The sequence below is a fragment of the Marinomonas sp. ef1 genome, from assembly GCF_002806845.1.
In the GTDB taxonomy this organism is placed as follows: domain Bacteria; phylum Pseudomonadota; class Gammaproteobacteria; order Pseudomonadales; family Marinomonadaceae; genus Marinomonas; species Marinomonas polaris.
Map to the genome: position 1 here is coordinate 111,154 of NZ_NHTT01000012.1, position 23,432 is coordinate 134,585.

Here is a 23,432-nt window from a genome sequence, read left to right on the forward strand (position 1 = left end):
TAGTATTTATACGATTGGATCTTCAATTACTAATTGCCGACTTTTAAGTGGTCAATTTTTCTAGTCTTCAAACAGCTTGCCGATCTCACGAAACGCGAGGTGTTCTCTGCCGGCGATCTTGGCGATGGATTCACCACATACAACCAAACGACGCTGTACGCGGGCGAAAAATACGCCATTGGTTCGCGCCACCAGAGGATAACTAGAGGTTTCCACATCATCGTCCATCAGGTTTACCACTTCGCCAATCACCTCGCCCGCTTCCACTTCTTCACCAATGGCTTTGTGGTAACAAACAATGCCAGCACACGGCGCTTTTACTAAATCCATGGCATCCAGTGGATAATATTCAACGTCGCTGTCATCAATCGCTGGTGACTTACCAGCAATCACTTCTCGCAGCACAAGATAATCAAATAAAGCTTGTGCATCTTGCTCGGCAAACTCATTGGAGATGTCATTTTCGCCGCGTAATTCTACCGTTAAAGAGCGGCTTCCCCAAGGAATCAAATGGGCATAATGGGCTTTTAAATCACGCCACACGCTGACATTGGTTTCATCAAACGAAGCAGCGCCAGTTTCTAATTCAGACAAGCCAACTTTCGCGCCCAATAGCGCCAATAATGGCTTAAAGTGGCCTTCAAATTCTTGCGCCACGTAGGCGTGCATACTAGCTTCGCCAGAACAATGCAGATCGATAATTTCATCCGCATCCATAGACAAAGCCAACAAGGTTTTCTTCATGCCTTGCAGTTCCGTGGTTTCGGGCAACAAAGCCAACTCTTCGTGAATGGCTTGGCGGACGAGGTCAATATTGCTTTCAATGTCGCCGGTCACATCACCCTTGATACGTTTTTCAACTTTCGCGCCCAACTGTGGCCAGTTGCGATTAAAATTACCGCCGCCATCGGAAAACGCAAAACGACCGGGAATATAACCGTGGAAGTTCTGCGCCAAACCAATCGGGTTCGCCACAGGCACAATGACAATTTCACCTTGAATCAAACCTGCATCGTCGGCTTTTTTTAGTTGTCTTAGCAAGGTGTTAAGCACCAAAAAACCTGGCCATTCATCGGCATGCAATCCCGCCTGAAAATAGACTTTAGGACGTGCACCCGCTTCGCCAAAATGATGCGCTTTTAAAATACGCTGGGTGCCCGGTGTCGCGCTAGGTAATACATGAGAGTAGATTTGATAAGACATAACACCTCGCAAAAAAGCCGTGAAACATTCGCCCAAATTGAGCCTGCAACATGGTACGCTAAAACCCATTTTTAATAAAAACCAATTCCTTAAATAAAAGCTGTAAGAAACAACGATCTATTTACGTCTAAGAACTCGTAAAGATTAAAACAACTAAAGAACATCAGGAGAAAGGAATGAGAAAATCGTTTGTCGCGGCCTCCATCGCTGCCACCCTAGCCTTATCAAGCTTGCCTACACTGGCCACTTCAACTCAAACCAACGCAAGTCAACAAAGCTGGCAAAACACGCTTCAACAAGCCAAAGGCCAAACAGTGTATTTCAACGCTTGGGGCGGAGCCGACAACATTAACGATTATATTCAGTGGGCCGCTGATCGCATTAAAGCAGAATACGATGTGACGCTTAAACAAGTGAAACTAACCGACACGTCGGACGCCGTAAACAGAGTATTAGCCGAAAAAGCCGCTGGCAAAAACAGCAATGGCTCCATCGATCTTATCTGGTTGAATGGCGAAAATTTCCGCGCTATGAAAGACAACAATCTGCTGTTCGGCCCTTTCAGCAAGTCTCTACCTAACTACATCACTTATGTAGATGAAAATGCCCGTCAAAGCTTAACCCAAGATTTCGGCACGCCAGTCGATGGTATGGAGTCTCCTTGGGGCATGGCGCAAGTCATCTTCATGCACGACACAGCGACTTTGAGTAATCCGCCAAAATCCATTGCCGATTTACTCACCTACGCCAAAGCGCATCCTGGACGAATCACCTATCCTGAGCCACCACAGTTCCTAGGCTCGACCTTTTTGAAACAAGCCTTGTACGAATTAACGCCTTACCGCAAAGCGCTGTCGCAACCGGCCGACATTGTGGATTTCGAAAAAATCACCGCGCCGTTATGGGCGTATCTCGATCAACTGCACCAAGTGGCATGGCGCAACGGCCAAACTTTCCCATCCAGCTCAGAAGAAATGGTGCGTTTGCTTGATGACCAAGAGATCGACATTGCCTTAAGCTTTGATATTTCCTCCGCTTCGGTACAAATCGATAAAGGCAATTTGCCGGATACAGTGCGCTCTTACGTCTTCACTGGGGGCACCATTGGTAATACACACTTTCTAGCAATTCCTTATAACAGTGGTGCTAAAGCGGGTGCACAAGTCGTCGCGAACTTCATGCTGTCGCCAGAAGCGCAAATCAAAAAACAAACGCCAACCATTTGGGGCGATTTAAGTGTTTTATCTTACGCAAAACTATCCGCTGCTGAGCAAGCCAAGTTCGATGCCTTGCCACGTGGCATCGCCACATTAAGCATTGAAGAGCTAGGTCAAACCTTGCCAGAACCACACAGTAGTTGGGTGGGAGCATTGGAATCGGAGTGGCGTAAGCGTTACGCACAATAATTAATAGCACGACTACTGCCGCATTCATGACGTCGTGAAAAATTCTATAATTAGCTGAATAAGAAGCAAGATGCCGTTAAAACACGCTAAATGGATCACGGGGATTATCACCCTATTACTGATCTTTCCTATTGTCATTGGCTTGGTCGGCACCTTGCTTCCTGCGTTTGCGTATTTCCCGCCCCTTGGCGAATACCATATTTCCTTGGCACCTTGGCGCAATCTATTCTCCCAAGGGGAATTTTACGCCAGTTTAAAACTGACTCTAATAACCGGCATAGCCGCACCATTATTCGCTCTTTGGTTCGCACTGTCGCTATTGGCTTGGGGTTATCAGCGTCCGTTTTTCCGTAAAGTCGAAGCCGCGTTATCGCCGGTTCTAGCGATTCCCCATGCGGCGATTGCCATCGGCTTGTTGTTTTTATTAAGTCCGTCCGGTTGGTTAGTACGCTTATTTAGCCCATGGCTGACAGGGTTCGATCGACCGCCAAACTGGATAACGGTGCAAGACCCTTTTGGCATTTCACTGATTCTCGCCCTTGTGATAAAAGAAATGCCTTATCTATTGTTTGTCATGCTCGCCACGATGAGAAGCATCAAGGCTCGAGAAAGCCTGCAAGTCGGCCAAGCCCTCGGTTACAGCCGCTTTACCTTGTGGTGCAAAGTATTAATTCCTCAGTTATATCCAATCATTCGTTTGCCTATTTTCATCGTCATTGCTTTTAGTTTGACTGTGGTGGATTTAGCTTTAGTCATCGGCCCTAACACACCGTCGACACTGGCGGTGACATTGTTACGCTGGTTTAATGATCCCGATTTATCCATGCGCTTAATGGCAAGCGCTGGCGCAATTTCTCTGATGTTGATCATTGTTGCCGTTTTAGCAGGCTGGGAGCTGGCGCATTTATTGTTTAGCAAGCTAACCCGAGCAGAGCGCAGCAATGGCAAGCGTTTTGGTTTAACCGACAACCTACTTCGATTAGGCGTAGTTTTGGGTTTGCTCGCCTTATTGAATGCCTTTGTGGCTCTAGCTTTGCTGCCGATTTGGTCGCTTGCCAGACGCTGGCGGTTTCCCGATGCGTTACCAAGCCAATGGACTTGGGACAATATCGACCGCGCCACTCCGCTGTTGATTGAGCTCACTTCGAACACACTGGCCATTGCATTAATTGCCACACTGTTAGCCTGCGTCATCAGTCTTGTTATGTTGGAAACCAAGCGACGTTCTCACTTCACCGACTATGGTAAACAGCACGTATTCGATTGGCTGATTTACGTGCCGATTCTATTACCGCAAATTGGTTTTTTATTTGGTTTGCATGTGTTGCTGATTTATTTAAACCTGAATGGCGATCTATGCGCGATTATTGCTCTGCATTTAATGTATGTTTTGCCTTATGTTTACTTAACACTAAAAGGCCCCTATTTGGCATACGAAGAGGAATACTTACTGCAAGCCAATCGACTCAATCATCGCCCTTGGCGCAATTATGTCTTAGTCAAAATCGCCATGCTAAAACCAGCGATATTCACCGCTTTTGCCATTGGTTTTTCCGTCAGCATCGCCCAATATTTACCAACTCTTATCGCGGGTGAAGGCCGTTACAGCACTTTAACAACCGAAGCCGTTGCCCAAGCCGCATCGGGTGATAGAAAGCAAGTGGGCAGCATGGCAATGTTGCAAGCCTTCTTTCCCATCATGGTATTTTGGCTCGCGCAATTCATTCCACCACGCTGGACAAAATGGCGACTTAAATTCAAGAAAGCCTTAAACACTGGATTAATAGAAAAGGACAAAATGTGCTGACTGTAAATGCGTTTTCTTTGTCTTTGGGCGATAAGACACTTATCAAAGATTTAAGCTTTGAGATCGCCGACGGACAAATCTTGTCTATCATGGGGCCGAGTGGCATTGGTAAATCCAGCCTACTGCATTTTTTGAGCGGCTCTTTATCATCTAACTTAACCACCACTGGCGAAGCCTTTTTAAACGACGAAGCTTTGCAGACAAAATCTACGCAAGATCGAAAAGTCGGCTTATTACAACAAATGCCCTTGTTGTTCCCACACATGAGCATCATCGAAAACCTATTGTTTGCCATTCCTGCCGACATCAACAAAGCAGAACGCATCACCATGGCACAAAATGCCTTGGAAAAACTCGGCATTCCCGATAAAGCCAGCGCTTTACCGAAAGAACTCTCGGGCGGCCAACAAGCCCGCGTCGCCCTGCTCCGCACCCTACTTTCCCAACCCGACTACCTACTGCTCGACGAACCCTTCAGCAAACTAGACCCAGCATTAAGACGCGACGTACGAGCCTTTGTACTCAACGAAATACGCCAAGCGAACATACCTGCCCTGCTTGTTACACATGATCCTGAGGATACTAAGGCAATGGAAGGGGAATGTTTGGAGTTGGGAAATTAGCAACCCTCTCAAAAAATAAAATAGTCTAAACCAACAAACACCTTTTACGATATTGGCTGGGCGTTTGAGCAAACAATCCTTTAAAGGCATGGATATAGGCGGAATCAGATTGATAACCTAAATCCAAGGCGATGTTTTGAATAGACATGTTTTTCTCAAGTAACTGTAGCGATAAAACCAATCTGATATTTTGTCGCCACATGGCGAAGGATTGATTAAATTCTTTTGCGCACAGTCTCGATAACGTTCGCGGCGATGCGCCGACCTTGGTTGCCCACTCAGAAAGAGTTAACGCCAAATCTGGTTGTTGATTAAATTCTACGAAGATCGCCATCAATCTTCTATCATTTGGAATCAACAAGGGAATTTCGTAACTCTCTGCTATAGCGATTTGATCTCGTAACACACAAAGCAAGTTCGTCGTCATTTGCTCTGTGTGATTGTCCAAACCTTGCTTGACCAACAACACAATAAGTTCCTTCAAGAATGGCATTACCAAACAAGACTTTGCATTATTGCCATAACTCACAGTACTTTTTGGATTTAAATACACCGCTAAAAATTGCGTTTTTGTTACAGATACTGACTTATGAATAGCATTGGCTGGTATGAAGAGCATTCCGTTATGTGGAACGATAATGCTTTTGCTCTCAATAGTGGATTGCAGTAATCCTGCGATCGGATATAACACTTGATGCCACGGGTGCGCGTGCCATTCCTCTACGCCATTCGCTGGCAGATTAATTATTTTTGAAACAACCTGACGATCAGAAAAATATTGAATAAGCTCGTTTGCATTCATAATTGGCAACTTGTCGATGTTTTATGTCATACAAGATAAATTAAGCCATCGAAATTTAAAATAGCCTATGCGTTAACACAATAAGTTATCAGCAGGTAAGGTTTATGAGTATTGAAGTATGGTTAGTGTATTTTGGAACAGTGTTGGCGTTCATGTTTCCACCAGGAGCGAGCCATATTCTAATGCTGTCTAACAGTATTGTTAATGGCTTTAAAAAATCAATCGCAACGGCTTGTGGTGACCTTTCCGCTAACTTTTTGCAAATGACCGCGGCCTCTATTGGTTTAACCGCAAGCCTTCGATCCTCTCAGCAGATTTTCGAAGTGATTAAATGGGCTGGGGTCGCATACCTTATTTATTCAGGTTTGAGGTTATTTTTCTCAAATCAATCTGGTTTAAAAAACACCTCACCTCGTTCCATTCGATCTTTATATTGGCAAGGTTTTATCACCTCAGCATCCAACCCTAAGGCGATTATTTTCTTTGCTGCGCTGTTCCCTCAGTTTATTTCTACTTCCCAGCCTTTGTTGCCGCAATTTATCGTCTTGAGCATCACTTATCTTGTTGTTGATGGCTTGTTCTTGTGCTTTTACGGCAAATCTGCGGCATCTTTCGCAAAAAAGTTTCAATCCCGTATTGGGCACTATTTTAATAAAATCTCGGGCTCTCTTTTGATTGCTGCCGCTATCCTTCTTGGTCTTAAGAATATTGATAAGGATTAAAGAAATAAACTTTATTGAAGCTGCATCATTCTCCTCTTTTCAAGTAATCAATTTTACCAATCTATCGGTTATACATTAATTGCACAAAATATTGTTACATTATAACATTACTATTCTTTTTAACTTAGATGGACAAGGCAGGTGCAAGTAACAGGTCTGCATTGAGTAAAAATTATAATTTCCAAGGAGAAAACTGAATGATCAAACGCCTTAGCAGTGTTAGCCTTCTCGCACTGAGCATTAGTACTATTGCGATTGCAAGTGAAAACCACGATGACAGCATGACTCGTTATCGTGTATTTATTGGTGATCACGCTACACCACAAGTCACTGCTTTTGACTTAGATAATCCAGATAAGCGTTGGACCTTTAATACTGCAGGGCAAAGCAAGCTTTACTCTGTTTCCAACAATGGCCTAATCGTTGCGGTTCAGTCTGATAATGATCAGGTGAACTTTATTCAATCCGGCTTTCACTTCCATGATCACGGTGCCCATACAGATATAGAAATCAATGATCCTGTCGCTCTAAAAAAAGTGCTTCAGGGCCCTCGTCCATTCCATCTAGTTGAGCACGATGATCTAGTGTCCATCAACTTTGATAAAGGTGGGTACGCTGATGTTTTAGATGGCCATGAACTAACGGAGGGACATATTGAAGTAACGCGAGTCCAACAAAATCATGCACATCATGGCTTTGTGACACCTTGGGAAGATAACTGGCTTTCTAGTATCGCATCTAACGAAGCTGAAGAAGGTCATGCTCCGCCACGAATTGGTTTACAAGCAATTAAGACAGACGGAACACCAGCAGGTGATTTGCAAACTTGCACAGGATTACATGGAGAAGCTTTTTCTGGCGCTTATCTAACTGTCGGTTGCAAAGAAGGAGTCTTAGCCGCAAAAGCAGGTAAAAACGGTACAGAATACAAAATGCTTCCTTACCCTGCAGACTTTCCAAAAGGGGAAACAACAGGCACTTTATTAGGCTCTAAATCCTTTCAGATATTCCTTGGCAACTATGGCAAAAAAAGCTTAGCCATCATAGATCCAACAGAAGCACCTTACATGCAGCTTGTGGAGTTGCCCTTCCGCCGTGTGGACTTCATTTTAGATCCAGTTAGGCTTCAGAATGCCTACGTTCTAACTGAAAATGGTCAAATCCACCGTATTAACTTATTGAGTGGTGAAATCGAAAAAAGCACTCGTGTAACAGCGCCATACAGTATGGACGGGGACTGGAATGATCCAAGACCTCGCTTAGCCATGGCTGGTGATAATATTGTTATCACTGACCCAAATGCTGGCCTGATACGCCTCATTAATGCAAAGGACTTCTCTGAGTCGAAGACCATTAACATTGAAGGTATCCCTTATAATATTGCCGTGGCTGGCGGTAGTGGTATTAGCCACTAACTCAACCCTAGCCTTTAGATTTCGTAAATTCTAATTCAAAACCACTTTATGCAATATAAAGTGGTTTTGTTGCTTTAAGTTGACCAACAATATTGCAGTTTTTAAAGCAGCTATAATTTCAATTCGTTCAGACCACTAATAACCAAGCAAGCAAGGAAACCACTATGCCTGAACTCAAAAATGAAAGAGCCATCGCGGAAAAATTCCTTAAGGAAATGCTGAAAGCAGATGACACGGGCAACTATGAGTTGTTTGTTAAACATTACGAAGAAAAGGATCTTGTCGATTTCTCTCCAGAGCGTTTTGAGCATGATATCAAACACATGCAAGCCAGAAATCGTAAGAATTTTGGCTAGTTAAGCGGTAGCCTATAAGTGGCAGACAAAGTTAGTTTTTGTTGAATCTGAAAGTAACTTAGATTTGGCGATAAACATTTAAGTTTTAAAGTATCGGTGACTTCCATAAGTGGCTGAGTATTTTTAGCGACATGTGCACATTCCCATAATATTGGAGGTAAAGTTTACCTCAAAATAACTCTTCCTATTCATATTTCAATCGCGTCTGACACTTTGGGATACATTCAAAGGTCTACTTTTTTCTTAAATCATTTAATCTAGAGCCTAACCCACAGACATCTGATTAAAATCAATCCACACCATATAAAGCCAGTATAAATTCTTACTTACTGGCTTTATATGAAAACCCAAACACATTTTTAAAAAGATAAAAATGCATATTATTTGTAAATCATATCTGGCAACCACGTTGAAATTTGAACGATAAAAACAACGAGAAGTAAGCGAATTATATCCGCAGTCCAAAAAGGTAATACACCTCTAAAAATAGTCCCTGTTTTGACATCCCTAATAATACTACTTAACACAAAGACATTCATTCCGACAGGCGGCGTTATTAAGCTAATCTCAACGACAATAACAGCAACAATACCAAACCAAACTAAACTATAACCTAGCTCGGAAACTATGGGAAAAAATACAGGAATGGTAAGGAGGAGCATGGAAAAACTCTCTAAGACCATACCTAGGATAATGTAAATCATTAAAATAACGAAGATCACCAAAATGGGAGCAACATCTAGTGACACAACAAAATCCACCATCATTCCAGGCAACCCAGCACGGTTAATAAAATCAGAAAATATTAACGCACCTATAATAATCACGAATAATGTAGCCGATGTTAGAGCGCTATCCGCTAGTGTTTTGAACAGAGAAGATAAACTCAGGCTTCGACGTAATAATGCAATAACCAATGCTCCTCCAGCACCAATACCTGCAGCTTCTGTCGGCGTAAATATACCTAAATAAATACCACCCATCACCAGAATAAACAGCCCCAAGATATCCCGTACTCCCTTTAGAGCATGCAGCCTTTCAGCCCAGCTCATTACTTCAGCAGAAGGACCTGCACTTGGGTCACGCCAAACAACATACTTAACAGCCCCAAGATATAGAAAGATTCCTAATATGCCGGGTATAAGACCAGCTGCGAATAGCTCTCGAATACTCGTTTCAGTTAATAACCCATACACAATCAACATTACACTTGGCGGAATTAAAATACCTAATGTGCCACCAGAGGCAATAGAAGCTGTTGCTAAAGCATCACTATAGCCATATTTTCGCATAGGTGGCATCGCCACTTTTGCCATTGTTGCCGCAGTAGCAAGACTAGAACCGCTAACCGCAGAAAAACCACCACAGGCAGCGATAGTAGCCATAGCTAAGCCACCTTTTTTGTGACAAAGAAATGCATATGAAGCAGCGTATAGTTGTTTTGAAAGGCCAGATCTTGTTATTAAATTCCCCATTAGAATAAATAGTGGAATTATTGAGAGGCCATAATCTTGCGCTGTATCAACAATGCGATTGGAAGCCATTGAAAGTGGGATACTCCACCTAAAATTCCCTATATTTTCCCAAGTTAGTCCGTTCAAAATAGCAAAGCCAAAAAAACCAACCACGCCCATTGCAAATGCAATTGGAATCCTTAATAGCATTATCATCATTAAAAGAACTGCAAAACTTATTAGGATCAAAGTCATTTCTTTTCTCCTAAATTTGGTAGTGCAAAGATTGATAATAAAAAATAAAGGAGAGCACTTATTCCGGTAACAAAGCTTAATACCGCAATATATTGAACAACAAGTCCAGTTTCAATATGCAAAAATTCAGTAGTAATATTACGCTTTAACATACGGGATCCAACATCCCATATTCTAAAGGATATAAAGTACAATGAAGATGAAATAACGATAGATGAAACTAATGCCAACACACGTAAATACGTGTTTTTTATAAATGCATCAATTAAATCGACCACAATATGCGAACCACGCCATGTAACAACAGGCATGACAGAGAAAATAACAATAGCTAAGCCAATCTCAGTTAATTCAGTAGCTCCGATTAAAGGATGATTAAGAAAATAACGACCAACAACATCAACACATGTGAGGATCATAAGAGCAAATAGAGTGGCTGCCGCTATTAGCTCAAAGAAGAAGGCCAACCATTTCATTGGCCCTCTCTCCTCATAGTTTGCATTCAACCATGAGATAAAAGACATTAATTAACTCCAGCATCTTTTTGTTTAGTGGAGAACATTTGTGCTTCTATGCGGAGGAAATCTAATGCAGCTTGCGCATCAACTTTCTTACCTTTTACGGACTCTAACCACTGTTGATCTATACCATCCGTAACTTTAAGATAATCTAGTGACATCTGATCGCCATAACTGAGTAAATTAACTTTACCTCCATTTTCCTCAGAAAACTTTTTTGCTTCAATATCAGATTTATCCCAAGCAGCTCCTGCCATTAAAGATAAGCGTTCACCTGATACACTGCGAATTGCTTCGGCATCCTTTTCACCGATGGAGTCCATAAAATCAGGACTAATAAACATAGAAAACGCTCCCATGTACATCCCTGTAGGTAGCACAGTAACATAAGGAGCAACTTCAACTAAACGCATACCTTGTTGTTCAACCATAGGCATAAATGCACCATCAACCACCCCTGTTTGCAGAAGCTCGTAAACTTTATTTCCAGGCGCTGCGACAGGAATTACACCAAGTCGTTTACCTATTTCTGCTTGAACTCCCCCACCAATACGAATTTTTTTGCCTTTTAGGTCGTCTAAGCTATTTACAGGAAAGCTAGTATGCATAACGCCAGGTCCATGAGTAAATAAGCCAATAACCTCAAGTCCATCAAATTCATTTGCCGCTTGTAGGTATTTTTGATAAGTGCGCCAGTAAGCCAAAGAAGCCGCTTCTGCATTAGCACCAAGCCCAGGAAGCTCGACAATTTGCTCTAGCTCAAAGCGACCAGGAACAAAACCATTAAAACTAAAAGACGCATCAGCAACACTGTCTTCAACAACTTCAAATAGCTGGCCTGGGTTATTCGAGCTATTCTCAATATTAACTGTAACTCGCCCTTCTGTGGCTTCTTCAACCCACTTCCCCCAAGTTGGCCACACTACAGAATTTTGTACATGCGTAGGGGGTAACCAAGTACTTACATTTAGTACTGTCTGCGCTGAAACAGGTGTATTAATTCCTGCTACTACGGAACCGACTAATAATATAGAGCGAATTGTTTTAAACATATTTATTTCCTCAATGAAGTTTTATTTTTTTGTTTTTATTATTTCTACTACTAAGCAATAGCAGGAAATATTTTTCGAATTTATACCTAGAACATGGATCTAATGTTCCTAACACCTCTTTTTATCACGTTTACCTTTTCGTACTAATTAACGAATTAATGAAAATAATTTAATTGTTTTTATTACCTTCAAACTCTTCCGCATGAAGAAAAGCCGTATGCTTGGGAGCGCGTTTGGTTTTTGTCCACTCATCTAGCATTTCGTATTTGATTTCTTCTGTAATTTGAGCAATTTTAGCTTTAGCGGTTATATCGTCGTATGTCAGTTCAATTCGATGTCCATTTGGATCAAAGAAATAAATCGAATGAAATACACCATGATTTGTAATACCTAGTACATCGACATCATTTTCTTCAAGTTGTTTTTTTGCAGCTAAAAGCGTGTCGCGATCATGGACGCGAAGAGCAATATGCTGAACCCAGGTCGGAGTATTTTCATCGCGCCCCATTTTTGGCTGGGTGGGAAGTTCAAAAAATGCTAGTACATTGTCGTTACCAGCATCCAAAAAAATATGCATATAAGGATCTGGTTCTTTGGTTGAAGGTACTTGGTTCTCAGCAAAGGCTAAAATGAAATCCATATTAAGATTTTTCGTGTACCACTCCACAGTTTCTTTTGCATCATTGCAACGATATGCAACATGGTGAATTTGCTCTATTTTAAATGTCATAACAGTTTCCTCTAATATTAAGCCATATCGGGTTGTTTTTCTGGTTCGGCCTGAATAAATGCTGGATGCTCTTTACAAGATGAATAAACCGAAAGAATATGTGGGTAATTATCAAGGCTAATTTCAAAACGTTTGGCATTATAAATTTGAGGAACTAGACAACAATCCGCCATGGTTGGAATATCACCAAAACAGAATTTTCCATGTTGTTTAGCTAAAACCTTTTCCAATGCATCAAAACCAACTGTGATCCAATGCTTGTACCAATCATTACGATGCGTCTCATCGACATCTAATCGATTATTTAAGTATTGAATAACCCTTAAATTATTTATAGGGTGAATATCACATGCAATGATTTGGCTAACAGCCCGAATATTAGCTCGCAAATTGACGTCATCAGGCATAAGCGATGTTGTATTAGGATAGGCTTCTTCAAGATACTCAATTATGGCAAGTGATTGAGTAAAAAATTGCTCTCCATCAACTAGAGTAGGTAGCAGCTTTATAGGGTTTATAGATTCATAATGAGCGGTGTGTTGCTCCCCTCCATTATTTAATAGATGAACGGGGATATACTCGTATGGCAGCGCTTTTAGATTTAAAGCGATACGCACTCTATATGCAGCTGAACTTCTAAAATAGCTATAAAGTTTAATCATGATATTCGCCTTAAAAATTAAACTTGTTAGCTGGAAGGATTTTTCCACGTACTTCACCAAACCCTACACGCACCTCATCTTTTTGAGCATATCCTCGTATGACGATGCCATCCCCATCTTCAATAAAGTATCGTGATTCACCATTATTTAAGGTAAGGGACTCTGTCATATTCCAAGTCAGCTCAAGCAAACTGCCACGACTCCCTTTATCTTTCCCTGAAATGGTGCCAGAGCCTAACAAGTCACCAACTTGCATATTGCAGCCACTGATGGTGTGGTGTGCAAGTTGCTGAGGCATTGTCCAATACATGTATTTAAAGTTTGTTTTACTAATAACCGTTTCATGACCTGCAACATCGAAAGATACTTCAAGGTTAATATCAAAATTGTTATCACGCTTCTCGCGTAAATAAGGCAACGGAAGAGGTTCTTGCTTAGGTCCGGAACAACGAAATGGCTCTAAAGCCTCAAGAGTCACTACCCAAGGCGAAATAGAAGAAGCAAATGTTTTTGAATTAAACGGGCCGAGTGGAACGTATTCCCATTGCTGGATATCACGTGCGGACCAATCATTGAGAAGTACCATACCAAATATATGCTCATGAGCGTTTTCAATAGAAACAGGCTTACCCATAGCGTTTGGACGCCCAATTATAAAAGCAGTTTCTAACTCAAAGTCTAATTTTCGAGAGCTAGAAAAAATGGGGCGTTCTGAATCAGGAACTTTGACCTGTCCGCTTGGACGAACTATATCTGTACCACTAACTACGACAGAACTAGCACGACCGTTATAACCAATAGGCAGCTCACTCCAATTAGGCATTAAGGCATGTTTAGGATCTCTAAACATACAGCCCACGTTAAAGGCATGCTCACGAGATGAATAAAAGTCAGTATAAGAAGAAACATGAATAGGCAAATGCATTTGTACATCGGCTTGGTTAATGATTGCTTTGTCGCACAGTTCGTTATTGTCACGTAATTCTGGATTATTGAAATCCAAAAGGTCTTGAAGGCGAGCCCGTGTTTCATGCCAGATTTCTTTTCCAAGAGAAATAAAAGGGTTAAGCGTGTCACAATTAAAAACAGAATTGTCTGAAGTAGGAAGGAGGCCTGCTTCTTCAAGCTGACTCAAATCTATAATTTGGTGACCTATAGCGACACCTATCCGAGGGCTCAACTTGCCACTACTAAAAACTCCGTAAGGTAGATTGTGAATTGAGAAATCGCTACGCTCGTCAACAGGTAAAAATGTCTTTTTGATGTCCATAAGCCCTTCTATTTTTATTTTGAAGATATTTATCTTTATGTAAAAAATACTATAAGGTATATATTTATTAGACAAACAGATTATATTGATAAATATATAGGATAATCTAATGAATGTTACACTAAGGCAATTACGAGCATTTCTGGCGGTTCACCAAGAGGGAAGCTTTACTAAAGCGGCAGAAAATCTGCACATCACTCAATCAGCACTTAGTAGTATCATCAAGGAATTAGAGCTCAACTTAGAATTAGGCTTGTTTGATCGATCGACCAGAAAATTAGAAACGTCCGAAGCCGGTAGAAACATTCTTCCTGCAGTTATCCGTATGCTAGATGAAATGGACGCTTTGACAAATGAAGTGATGGGCCTAAAAAAACTTGACTATGGCAAAGTAAGAATCGCTGTTGTTCAGCAACTAGCATCGGCTGAACTACCTAGGATAATCGCTCTATATAGTAAAATGTTTCCTCAGGTTGAAGTCAGTCTAATTGATTGTGGGGTAGAAAACGTACAAGAAATTGTCAACCTAGGTGAGGCGGATATTGGTATTGGACCAGAAAGAAAATTACTATCTAGCCTTAACAAACAGCTAATATTCTCACACCCTTTTCATTTGGCACTCACCCCAAATCATCCGATTGCGAAAGAGGCCAATATCAGATGGAAAGACCTTGCCAACCTAGAGCTAATAACTCTACGAGGATCCTTTACAGAGCTTATCATTGACAATTTATTACGTGAGTCTTCTGAGTATATAATTAGTCCGAAATACTTGGTTAACTTCATGTCAACGGCCTTGAGCATGGTTGCAAATGGTTTAGGAGTTACGATCTGTCTGCCTTATGCAATCGAATCAGTGAAACAAAATGGACTAGTTATAATACCTATTTGCGATCCTATTATTTACCGAAATTTTTATCTATACAGCTGTAAAAACCGGGAAAAACTACCCGCGGTGCAAAAATTCATTGATGTATTTTTAAAAAATATGCAGTTTAACAAAGTTTAAAAATAAGTTATTTAAAGCACTAGATGTAATATCTAGCCAACTCGGAGACAAGTATAGCAAGCTGTCATTTGGCCAAGTTTCGTAAATAGACCCGACAACAGTTAGACTCGTTAAAACTTCACGACAAATTCATAAGGAAACCACTATGCCTGAACTCAAAAATGAAAGAGCCATCGCGGAACAATTCCTTAAGGAAATGCTGAAAGCAGATGACACGGGTAACTATGAGTTGTTTGTTAAGCATTACGAAGAAAAAGATCTTGTCGATTTCTCTCCAGAGCGTTTTGAGCATGACATCAAACACATGCAAGCCAGAAATGGTCGAAACGTGGGTTACGAGTATTTTGGCGCTTTACAAGGCTATCGTGATGACGATCATGACGGTTGCTTTCGCTTTGTGTGGAAAGGTATTTACGAGAAACGCGAAGCACTTATCATCATTGGTATCCATCGAAAAAATGACACTTGGTATATTAATGAATCAGCGGTTCGATAAACCCGAAAGATGAAATACAAAAAAGAATAGAGTCATTCAATTAATTAAAAAAGACAATGTTAATGTACAAGTATTTGAACAACTAAACTGCAGCTGTTTAATGAAAATGATTGCCCTAGATAAAACATATTATCTAGGGCAACTTAGTTTTTGATCTACCCCCAAATAGCCAACAGAAAACTATATAAAACCATTGTCTATGATTTCACTTTCCCATTGCTTAAGGATGTCTCTTGGTCGAGTAACACCATAGATCGCCTTCTTACTTTCAGTGCGATACGCCCACAGCTGATTTCCAAAATCATAGTGCCACCACTCGCTAGGCAAGTTAGTAAAACCTACTTCGATCATTGCGTTATAAAGAATTCGGCGATTTTCCTGTGGCGTTTTATTATTCCAACTAGGCGCTTCAAGCGCGTCGGTCCATGAATACTGACTAGCTTCGTCGAAGTGAGTGCCCATATCTAAAAAACGCCCCATATCGTCACATAAGGTCACATCAACCGATCCGCCAGTAAGATGTGGACTGGGAGCTTTAACATCGGTACTTGGTGGTGAAACCAGACTTTTTGCCTTTTCATGCAAAAAACTTTCAGCATGATTCGGAAACGACTTTTTCAAGATGTTAATTAAAGTATCAAACAAATATTGTTGTACCGAAAAAGGACGCCAACCATCTAGCACCACTAATCTGATGCCAGAAGGCATAAGACTAGTTACTTGGTGTAATTTATCAAACACACTTTCCCGCACAAAACACTCGGGAATGGCATTGGCGATACCCATTTTTGCGTAAAAAGGATAAGTCACTAACCGGTTCGATGTACTCAACGGTATCAATACTTCCCCGTTATCTTCAATGCAAATTTGCCTGTAATTATCCCAAGAAAAATCATTTGACGGAGGAATCTGATTTTGTAGTCTGTAACTGCTCATATCAATTAAAAATACTCGGTAGTAGTAAGGTTAAGCTTGGAAAGCAAATAACAAAGATCTGAGCAAAAACGGCCACCATCACAAACGGCCAAATACTTTTAAACATCTCAGTAATCTCAATTTTACTCACCGCAGCAGCCACAAAGACACATGCTCCCATTGGCGGTGTTATCAATGCAATAGTGATATTTATGGTGATAACCACACCAAGATGCACAGGATCAACACCTGAGGCAATCGCCACTGGAAAAAATACCGGCGTAAGTAACATCAGCGCAGATACTTCTTCCATCAACATACCGATAAAAAAAGTAATCAGGCTAAGAATCAAAAGCACAACCGTCGGATTATTTTTAAAAGGCTCCAGATATACAGCGAGCTGAGAAGGTAATTGTGCATAAGCCAATAACCAACTAACCACAGACGACGCTGCGATAATGACAAAGATGGTGCCAGTCAGAATAGCAGTATCAACCAGAGCTTCACGAAGCTTGGTAAAGGATAAGCTACGATTCAACAACCCCAGCAACAAAGCGTAAGCAACAATTAAAGCACCTGACTCTGTAGGCGTAACAAAACCAAAAACAATACTAGAAACAATGATAAAAGGCGCAATCAAGGCTGGAGCCGAATACCAAAAAGCCTGCAAAATACCTTTAAAGCTGGATCTTTCTGTTTGACTTTGTAAACCCGCTTTTCTGGCATACAGATAATTCATAACGATAAATGCACCGCCAAGCAATAGACCTGGAATGACGCCTGCAAGAAACAAATCACCCACTGATGTATTGGTCAAAGACGCATAAAGAATCATGAAAATACTGGGTGGAATAATCGGTCCAATCAAAGAACTGGCTGCGGTTAAACCTGCTGCATAGCTAGTTGAATAGCCTTCTTTTTTCATCGCGGGAACCAGCAACGACCCAAGAGCAGAGGTATCTGCCACGGCTGAACCATTCACACCTGCAAAAAACACGCTAGAGACCACATTAACGTAACCCAAGCCACCACGTAGATGTCCGACCAATGAGTTCGCTAAACGAATCAATTGTGACGTCAATCCTGAGGAATTCATCAGGTTACCGGCAAAAATAAAGAGTGGAATGGCCATTAAAGCAAAGGAATTAATACCGCCAAAAAACTGTTGTGGAACCATGCGATAAGCTAACGAAAAATCGACAAAATAAAAGCCGATTAATGATGCCAATAAAAGACAAATGAATAATGGCACGCCTAATAATATGTTCACTAAAAAGGTAACAACGATAGCAATCAACATACTTCATTCCTCTCTTGATTCTGCGGGAATGGTCCTTGTATAAATACCATCAGAAACAGTGCACCAAAGCCAATAGGCACAGATAACAAAGGAATCGATTTACTCACGCCAAGACTCATGCTGGCAAATTTACCCATGGATATTGAGTAACGTGCACTTACGTAAGTAAAAAATAATGAGACGCACAACACGACTAACCATTGATACATACGAATCAACTGACGAGCAGTATGACCGACATTTTGTTCGACAAAAGAGACTCTCATGTGCCGTGAGTCTACATAAGCGCAAGACATCGCCAACATGACACTGGCAATGATTCCATACCGAGAAAGTTCATCCGACCAAATAGGCGAATGATTTAAAATATAGCGAGTAAATACGCTATACAAAATAAGCAATACATTCATAGCGAGAATGGATGCAGATATAAACAACAACAAGCGATACGCTGATGCACGTATAGAATTCAGAGTCATAATTGCCTCGTAACGGCGCCCGAAGGCGCCGAACTAAATGGGATTTACTTTTTAAAACCTACATCTTTTAATGCTAAATCGACCCATTTTTGATCAATACCTTCCTCTTCTAACCACTGAAAGTAAGAAGGCTGACCTACTGTACGAAACTCTTCTAACTCTGCAGCCGTAGGGCGATATACTTCCATCCCCTTCTCTTCCAAGAAAGCAATACGAGACTCAACCTGACTTTGCACCGCTTTTCTGTTGATGTCATTAGCCTCTTTCACAGCCTCTAACAAAGCCGCTTTGTCTTTAGCTGATAAGCTTTTTAGCAATTCATCATTACCTACTAAGAACTGGTCTGAATATTGGATATTTGCCAAAGTTGCGTATTTTTGCACCTCAAATAAACTGCCTAAAATAATGTACATAGGCGGATTCATCTGACCATCAGCGACACCTGTTTTTAGTGCAAGATAAACTTCTGTCCAAGGGATTGGTGTACCAGACGCACCAAATGCGTTGTAAAGAGCAACCTGACTTTTATCCATGGCACGATAACGAAGACCTTCAAAATCTTTCGGAGACTTAATTGGGTGTTTGTTATTGGTAAAGGCAAGAAAACCACCCTCTTCCACTACAGCCATTAGGTGTCCACCAGTGCGCTTATAAAACTCGCTCTGCACTGCTTTCCAGTAACTGCCTTCATCAAAAAACTGGCGGGCTTGATCAAAATCACTGAATAGGAAAGGAATTGCACTAACAAAAATTTCAGGGAATAAAGGAGAAACACCACCAAAAGAAGCAACATTTAGACTTGGCGTATTTAATACCTGCTCCATGCGCTCTTCCTCTTCACCCAACATGCTATTTGGATAAAGCTTTAAGGTCAGCTCACCATTGGTTTTCTGATCGACTAATTTTTGCAGATTCGTCGCAAATAAATGTACGGCATTCTTATCTACATCAGCCGCACCGTTATAACTTAGGTTGATTGTTTGAGCTTGGATAGCAAACGACATGGATGAAATCGCCGCTCCCAATGCCATTGCTTTAAACAAACGAGTTTTGCCTAATACTTGATTGATAACTGTCATTTTTGAGTTCCTTTATGATTTTAGAGTCATGTGATTTTTCTATCATTTTATTATCCACACAACCAACTTAAACTTGAGCTGTTGACATCACAAGCATCAAAGCGTTGCAATTAAGTCAACACGTAAGGCAAAACAAAACCTATCGCACTATTTAAGAGCTAAGAATTCCATTGTTTCGCTAAGATGATTCAATAAAGCCTGAGCAGCCAAAGTTAGCTCTCTACTCTCTATGCTTAAAACTTGAACTTTTGCTTGGGAAAAAATATTACTTTCCATAGGAATAACGACGATTTTTCCTTGTTTAATTTCTTCACGTACTGTTAACAACGGCATAAAAGTAATACCAAGGCCCGACATCACAAAATTCTTCAACGCCGCAACTGAGTTGGTTCGCAAACGCGGTGTTAATTTTAAATGATTTAGTTCTTCTGCAAGTGTGACCAAACGCCCCATACCAGTAGATTTATCAAGCAACGCAAAAGGATACTCGGCAACAGAATGGAAAGTAACAGGGTTTTCTTGCTTGGTTAGAGCATGTCCCGGCGGTACTATTAATTCAAGAGGATGGCTGGTTTCTAAATGACAATATAGTTTAGGGTTATTCACCGACGCATAGGTTAACGCAAAATCAATATGTTCCTCCTGCAGTAACTGTACCGCATCCTGTGCTCCGGCCATTTCTACCGAAAGTTGAATCCCTTTATGCTTTTCCAAAAATGACTGCAATGAAGATGAAATAAGATCACCTAAAATCCCCTCACCTACCGCAATGCGGACTTCGCCAGTTCGTAGGTTCAGTAAGTCATCGATTCTCGATAAAGTTGCCTGCTCGCTTGCAGACATTTTTCGATAATACTGAAGTAGTTCCTCTCCTGCTGGAGTAATTGGGTTACGATTATTCGTTCTGTCCCAGATAGGTAATAGCAAACTTTCCTCTAACTGTGACAACAAACGACTTACAGCAGAAGGATCAACATTCAGCCTAGCGGCAGCCTTTCGTAATGTTTTATACCGAGCAATAGCATTAAGGTATTCCAACGCACGAGGCGGGAGTTTATGCATAAGTCACCTAAGAAAAGATAAAAAGACGAATCTACCTTAGCCTAACTTCCAACAAATATGCGATAAAAATAGCAGCTTCAGAAGTCCATTTTTCAAGCAACCTTTGAAATCTTCCTTTCTTTGAGCCACGCCGAGATGAAAAAAGCCCTATTTGCAACCTCACCTTTCTGCAAAAAAATAGCCTAAACAATGGCCACTGCTCATCACTTCAAGCTTTTCATCTATATCCGAAAACTGTACGTTTTCTGGAGGCAGATCAAAGTTCAACCTATTTTTAAGACCTTAATCTATTTAACACAATATTCATGTGTTATTTTTATCCTGCTTGAAAACAATGAGTTACTCATCTACTACTTGTTTTGCTAAGGATAACCATGAAAATGCTACAACAAATCGGAGACAATATTTGGATCCATGATGGTGCTACTGTTTCTTGGTACACCATGCCCTACACCACTAGAATGACCGTCATTCGCTTAAATTCTGGGGAGATATGGATTCATTCACCAGCAAAAATCAGTGACGAGCTAATCAGCGACGTGAACGCTCTGGGCAAGGTATCTTATCTTGTCTCACCGAATAAAATTCATCACTTGTTTATGCAAGAGTGGATGCAACAATACCCTGAAGCGAAGTCCTACGCTCCCCCAGGTTTAGAAGAAAAGCGCCCAGACTTACACTTTGATAGTGCATTGAAAGATGCACCTGAACCTGAGTGGCAAGAACAAATAGAGCAATTGATTTTCAAAGGCAGTAAGGTCATGGAAGAGGTGATCTTTTTCCACAGAGAATCGAAGACCCTAATCGTGACAGATTTAATTGAAAACTTTCACCCTGATCACTTCAAAGGCATTAAGAAGCTGCTAGCACAAATGACTGGCATCATAAGCCCAAATGGCAAAATGCCCATCGATTGGCGGATGACTTTTATAGGACGAAAAGAAGCAGCAAGAGACTGCCTACAAACCATGATAAATTGGCAGCCAGACAAAATAATTCTTGCCCATGGAGAATGGATTCAAAAAAACGCCGTCAGTTTTTTAAAAAAATCTTTTCATTGGTTACAGTAATCCTCATTATTTTTGGCGCTATGGTTTTATATAGCGCCAGAACATTTTCAGCCAGTCCATTTAGCCAACAATAAAAATATCTAACCTATTTTTTAAATCAAAAAACCTAAACAATAAAAAACTTTGAGAACAAATAAATAACTAAAAAGTAATTAGAACTCTAAATTTAAACAATAAAAAATTTATATAACTAATCATTAGATGTGACATCTTAAAGCTATATATACTTACACCGCTAAACGCCCAAAACAAGAGCAATACGTGCATTTTTGGTGCCTCTTAAAAACGTTTATTTTCTTGTATGAAATGTGAATTTTCATATTTTTTTGAAGTTTTTTCCTATTTCCCTATCTATTTGTTTTGAGCGTTTTTTTTGGTTCTTTTGGATCATATTTTAATTTATTTACGCTCATTCTCGCAGCTGTTTTAATTTTGACTACTTGCAACCCCGCTATTAATTAATTACTACTGTATGAAGTTCTCCAAAATATTCAGACTTTATTTTGATAATGTTCAGGGAGTCATTATGCAGGATCTATGGCAAAAAAATATTATCTATGCGGAAAACATACGTAAGCAATTGCATGCTCATCCAGAGCTTAGTTGGCAAGAAAAAAACACAGCGGCATTGGTTCGCAGCCAACTCGATGCGATGGATATTCCATGGCGCACCTGTGCCGATACTGGCACCATCGCATGGCTGAACAAAAACGCTAAAGGCAAAACGATTGCTTTGCGTGGAGATATGGATGCCTTGCCAATTGACGAGCAAACAGGCAAAGCATGGCAATCACTAAACCAAGGCTGCATGCACGCTTGTGGTCATGATGGACATACAGCCACTCTGCTAGCAACAGCACGTTGGTTAAAACAATTTGAAAAAGAGTTACCTCAGCCCGTGGTACTCATCTTTCAGCCAGCCGAAGAAGGTTTTCATGGTGCCCGCGAAATGATCAAAGATGGCGCATTGGAAAATGTCGGAGAAATTTACGGTTGGCACAACTGGCCTGCTCTGCCATATGGCACGATCGCTTGCCCAGACAATATTGTCATGTGCGGCAATGGAACTTTCAGCATGAAATTCAAAGGCCGTGGCGGGCACGCCAGCCAACCAGAATTATGTGCCGATCCAATTTTGGCGGCCAGTGCTGTGAATGTGGCGTTACAGCAGATCGTTAGCCGACGCATTGCACCTCAAGCCACAGCAGTGATCAGCGTAACGCAAATACATGGCGGAACAGCGCCAACGGTGATTCCAGAAACAGCGACGCTAAGCGGCAGCATTCGTGTGCCCGACGAAGCAACTCGGCAGCTAATCAACCAACATATTACCGATGTCGCCACGCAAACTGCGGCAGCTTATGACGTGGAATGCGTTGTACAACACGACATGCGTTATCAAGCAACCATCAATCATAAGAACCAAGCCACTCATGCACGCGAGGTTTGGCAATCGCTTTATGGCGAACAAACACTTAATCACGGACAAGCCTTGCCGATCATGGCGTCGGAAGATTTCAGCTACTATTTGCAAGCTATTCCCGGTGCGTTTGCCTTGATTGGCAGTGACGATGGCGAAGGCCACAACGTGGCTTGTCACAGTCCACATTACGATTTCAATGATCGATTGATTGCCGATGTCTGCCGTTGGTTTTGCCAACTCGCAGGCCTTACCGATCAATCACTACCAAAGCGATAAAACCAAAAGCATAACCACAAAACAGCAAGTGAACAGAAGTTTCATAAG

23 protein-coding genes are annotated in these 23,432 nt (G+C 41.2%); 10 read left to right on the forward strand and 13 right to left on the reverse strand.

Annotated elements, in window-relative coordinates:
- Positions 1–60: 60 nt before the first annotated feature.
- On the reverse strand, positions 61–1,203 hold the full coding sequence (locus CCS02_RS16670) for a succinylglutamate desuccinylase/aspartoacylase family protein (RefSeq protein WP_048814325.1): 1,143 nt from the start codon (positions 1,201–1,203) through the stop codon (positions 61–63).
- A gap of 176 nt (positions 1,204–1,379) precedes the next feature.
- On the opposite strand from CCS02_RS16670, the gene CCS02_RS16675 reads away from it, so the two are divergent.
- The 3 genes from CCS02_RS16675 to CCS02_RS16685 all read left to right on the forward strand — a co-directional run bounded on the left by CCS02_RS16675 (position 1,380) and on the right by CCS02_RS16685 (position 5,039).
- Positions 1,380–2,609 carry an ABC transporter substrate-binding protein gene (locus CCS02_RS16675; RefSeq protein ID WP_100637176.1) on the forward strand — a complete coding sequence of 410 codons (1,230 nt, stop codon included), beginning with the start codon at positions 1,380–1,382 and terminating at the stop codon, positions 2,607–2,609.
- 70 nt (positions 2,610–2,679) lie between these two features.
- Positions 2,680–4,416 (forward strand): ABC transporter permease, encoded by a 1,737-nt coding sequence (locus CCS02_RS16680; RefSeq protein WP_100637177.1) that lies wholly within the window; start codon positions 2,680–2,682, stop codon positions 4,414–4,416.
- Entirely contained in the window at positions 4,410–5,039 is a 630-nt protein-coding gene (locus tag CCS02_RS16685) for an ATP-binding cassette domain-containing protein (RefSeq protein ID WP_100637178.1), read from the forward strand. The genes CCS02_RS16680 and CCS02_RS16685 overlap by 7 nt, the downstream gene beginning before the upstream one ends.
- Positions 5,040–5,064: 25 nt before the next feature.
- Here the strand turns inward: CCS02_RS16685 and CCS02_RS16690 are convergent, their stop codons facing one another.
- Complete coding sequence (locus CCS02_RS16690; protein ID WP_100637179.1) at positions 5,065–5,841, reverse strand: AraC family transcriptional regulator; 777 nt, start codon at positions 5,839–5,841, stop codon at positions 5,065–5,067.
- Positions 5,842–5,945: 104 nt separating this feature from the next.
- Here CCS02_RS16690 and CCS02_RS16695 point away from each other — a divergent pair, with 104 nt between their 5' ends.
- The 3 genes from CCS02_RS16695 (at position 5,946) to CCS02_RS16705 (ending at position 8,334) form a co-directional block, all read left to right on the forward strand.
- The gene (locus tag CCS02_RS16695) at positions 5,946–6,563 is read left to right on the forward strand and encodes a LysE family translocator (protein WP_100637180.1); all 618 of its coding nucleotides are present in this window, start codon (positions 5,946–5,948) and stop codon (positions 6,561–6,563) included.
- 197 nt (positions 6,564–6,760) lie between these two features.
- On the forward strand, positions 6,761–7,978 hold the full coding sequence (locus CCS02_RS16700) for a metallochaperone AztD (RefSeq protein ID WP_100637181.1): 1,218 nt from the start codon (positions 6,761–6,763) through the stop codon (positions 7,976–7,978).
- Positions 7,979–8,142: 164 nt separating this feature from the next.
- On the forward strand, positions 8,143–8,334 hold the full coding sequence (locus tag CCS02_RS16705) for a hypothetical protein (RefSeq protein ID WP_100637182.1): 192 nt from the start codon (positions 8,143–8,145) through the stop codon (positions 8,332–8,334).
- 380 nt (positions 8,335–8,714) lie between these two features.
- Here the strand turns inward: CCS02_RS16705 and CCS02_RS16710 are convergent, their stop codons facing one another.
- The 6 genes from CCS02_RS16710 to fahA all read right to left on the reverse strand — a co-directional run bounded on the left by CCS02_RS16710 (position 8,715) and on the right by fahA (position 14,275).
- Positions 8,715–10,043 carry a TRAP transporter large permease gene (locus CCS02_RS16710; RefSeq protein WP_100637183.1) on the reverse strand — a complete coding sequence of 443 codons (1,329 nt, stop codon included), beginning with the start codon at positions 10,041–10,043 and terminating at the stop codon, positions 8,715–8,717.
- A complete protein-coding gene (locus CCS02_RS16715; RefSeq protein ID WP_100637184.1) occupies positions 10,040–10,567 on the reverse strand; it encodes a TRAP transporter small permease in 528 nt (175 codons plus the stop codon). Before CCS02_RS16715 ends, CCS02_RS16710 begins: the two co-directional genes overlap by 4 nt.
- Positions 10,567–11,613: a TRAP transporter substrate-binding protein gene (locus CCS02_RS16720; RefSeq protein WP_100188740.1), complete on the reverse strand. Its 1,047-nt coding sequence runs from the start codon at positions 11,611–11,613 to the stop codon at positions 10,567–10,569. The genes CCS02_RS16715 and CCS02_RS16720 overlap by 1 nt, the downstream gene beginning before the upstream one ends.
- A 169-nt stretch (positions 11,614–11,782) precedes the next feature.
- Positions 11,783–12,343, reverse strand: coding sequence for a VOC family protein (locus CCS02_RS16725; RefSeq protein ID WP_100188741.1), 561 nt, complete (start codon positions 12,341–12,343; stop codon positions 11,783–11,785).
- A 17-nt stretch (positions 12,344–12,360) separates the two neighbouring features.
- Complete coding sequence (gene maiA, locus CCS02_RS16730) at positions 12,361–13,005, reverse strand: maleylacetoacetate isomerase (RefSeq protein WP_198515406.1); 645 nt, start codon at positions 13,003–13,005, stop codon at positions 12,361–12,363.
- A 10-nt stretch (positions 13,006–13,015) separates the two neighbouring features.
- A complete protein-coding gene (gene fahA / locus CCS02_RS16735) occupies positions 13,016–14,275 on the reverse strand; it encodes a fumarylacetoacetase (RefSeq protein WP_100637185.1) in 1,260 nt (419 codons plus the stop codon).
- Positions 14,276–14,384: 109 nt separating this feature from the next.
- On the opposite strand from fahA, the gene CCS02_RS16740 reads away from it, so the two are divergent.
- On the forward strand, positions 14,385–15,284 hold the full coding sequence (locus CCS02_RS16740) for a LysR family transcriptional regulator (RefSeq protein WP_100637186.1): 900 nt from the start codon (positions 14,385–14,387) through the stop codon (positions 15,282–15,284).
- 145 nt (positions 15,285–15,429) lie between these two features.
- Positions 15,430–15,780, forward strand: coding sequence for a hypothetical protein (locus CCS02_RS16745; protein WP_100637187.1), 351 nt, complete (start codon positions 15,430–15,432; stop codon positions 15,778–15,780).
- Between the two features lie 180 nt (positions 15,781–15,960).
- On the opposite strand, the gene CCS02_RS16750 is transcribed toward CCS02_RS16745, so the two are convergent.
- From CCS02_RS16750 to CCS02_RS16770, 5 genes are all read right to left on the reverse strand, one after another.
- A complete protein-coding gene (locus CCS02_RS16750; protein WP_232728898.1) occupies positions 15,961–16,611 on the reverse strand; it encodes a M15 family metallopeptidase in 651 nt (216 codons plus the stop codon).
- A gap of 106 nt (positions 16,612–16,717) precedes the next feature.
- Positions 16,718–17,995 carry a TRAP transporter large permease gene (locus CCS02_RS16755; protein ID WP_100187976.1) on the reverse strand — a complete coding sequence of 426 codons (1,278 nt, stop codon included), beginning with the start codon at positions 17,993–17,995 and terminating at the stop codon, positions 16,718–16,720.
- Complete coding sequence (locus tag CCS02_RS16760) at positions 17,989–18,474, reverse strand: TRAP transporter small permease (protein ID WP_100637189.1); 486 nt, start codon at positions 18,472–18,474, stop codon at positions 17,989–17,991. Before CCS02_RS16760 ends, CCS02_RS16755 begins: the two co-directional genes overlap by 7 nt.
- 44 nt (positions 18,475–18,518) lie before the next feature.
- Positions 18,519–19,553, reverse strand: coding sequence for a TRAP transporter substrate-binding protein (locus CCS02_RS16765; RefSeq protein WP_100637190.1), 1,035 nt, complete (start codon positions 19,551–19,553; stop codon positions 18,519–18,521).
- A gap of 147 nt (positions 19,554–19,700) precedes the next feature.
- Entirely contained in the window at positions 19,701–20,615 is a 915-nt protein-coding gene (locus CCS02_RS16770) for a LysR substrate-binding domain-containing protein (RefSeq protein ID WP_100637191.1), read from the reverse strand.
- Between the two features lie 374 nt (positions 20,616–20,989).
- Between CCS02_RS16770 and CCS02_RS16775 the strand changes: the two genes are divergently transcribed.
- Together CCS02_RS16775 and doeB2 are read left to right on the forward strand one after the other, a co-directional pair.
- Complete coding sequence (locus CCS02_RS16775; RefSeq protein ID WP_198515407.1) at positions 20,990–21,685, forward strand: DUF4336 domain-containing protein; 696 nt, start codon at positions 20,990–20,992, stop codon at positions 21,683–21,685.
- A gap of 526 nt (positions 21,686–22,211) precedes the next feature.
- Positions 22,212–23,384 carry a N(2)-acetyl-L-2,4-diaminobutanoate deacetylase DoeB2 gene (gene doeB2 / locus CCS02_RS16780; RefSeq protein ID WP_100637192.1) on the forward strand — a complete coding sequence of 391 codons (1,173 nt, stop codon included), beginning with the start codon at positions 22,212–22,214 and terminating at the stop codon, positions 23,382–23,384.
- Positions 23,385–23,432: the final 48 nt, after the last annotated feature.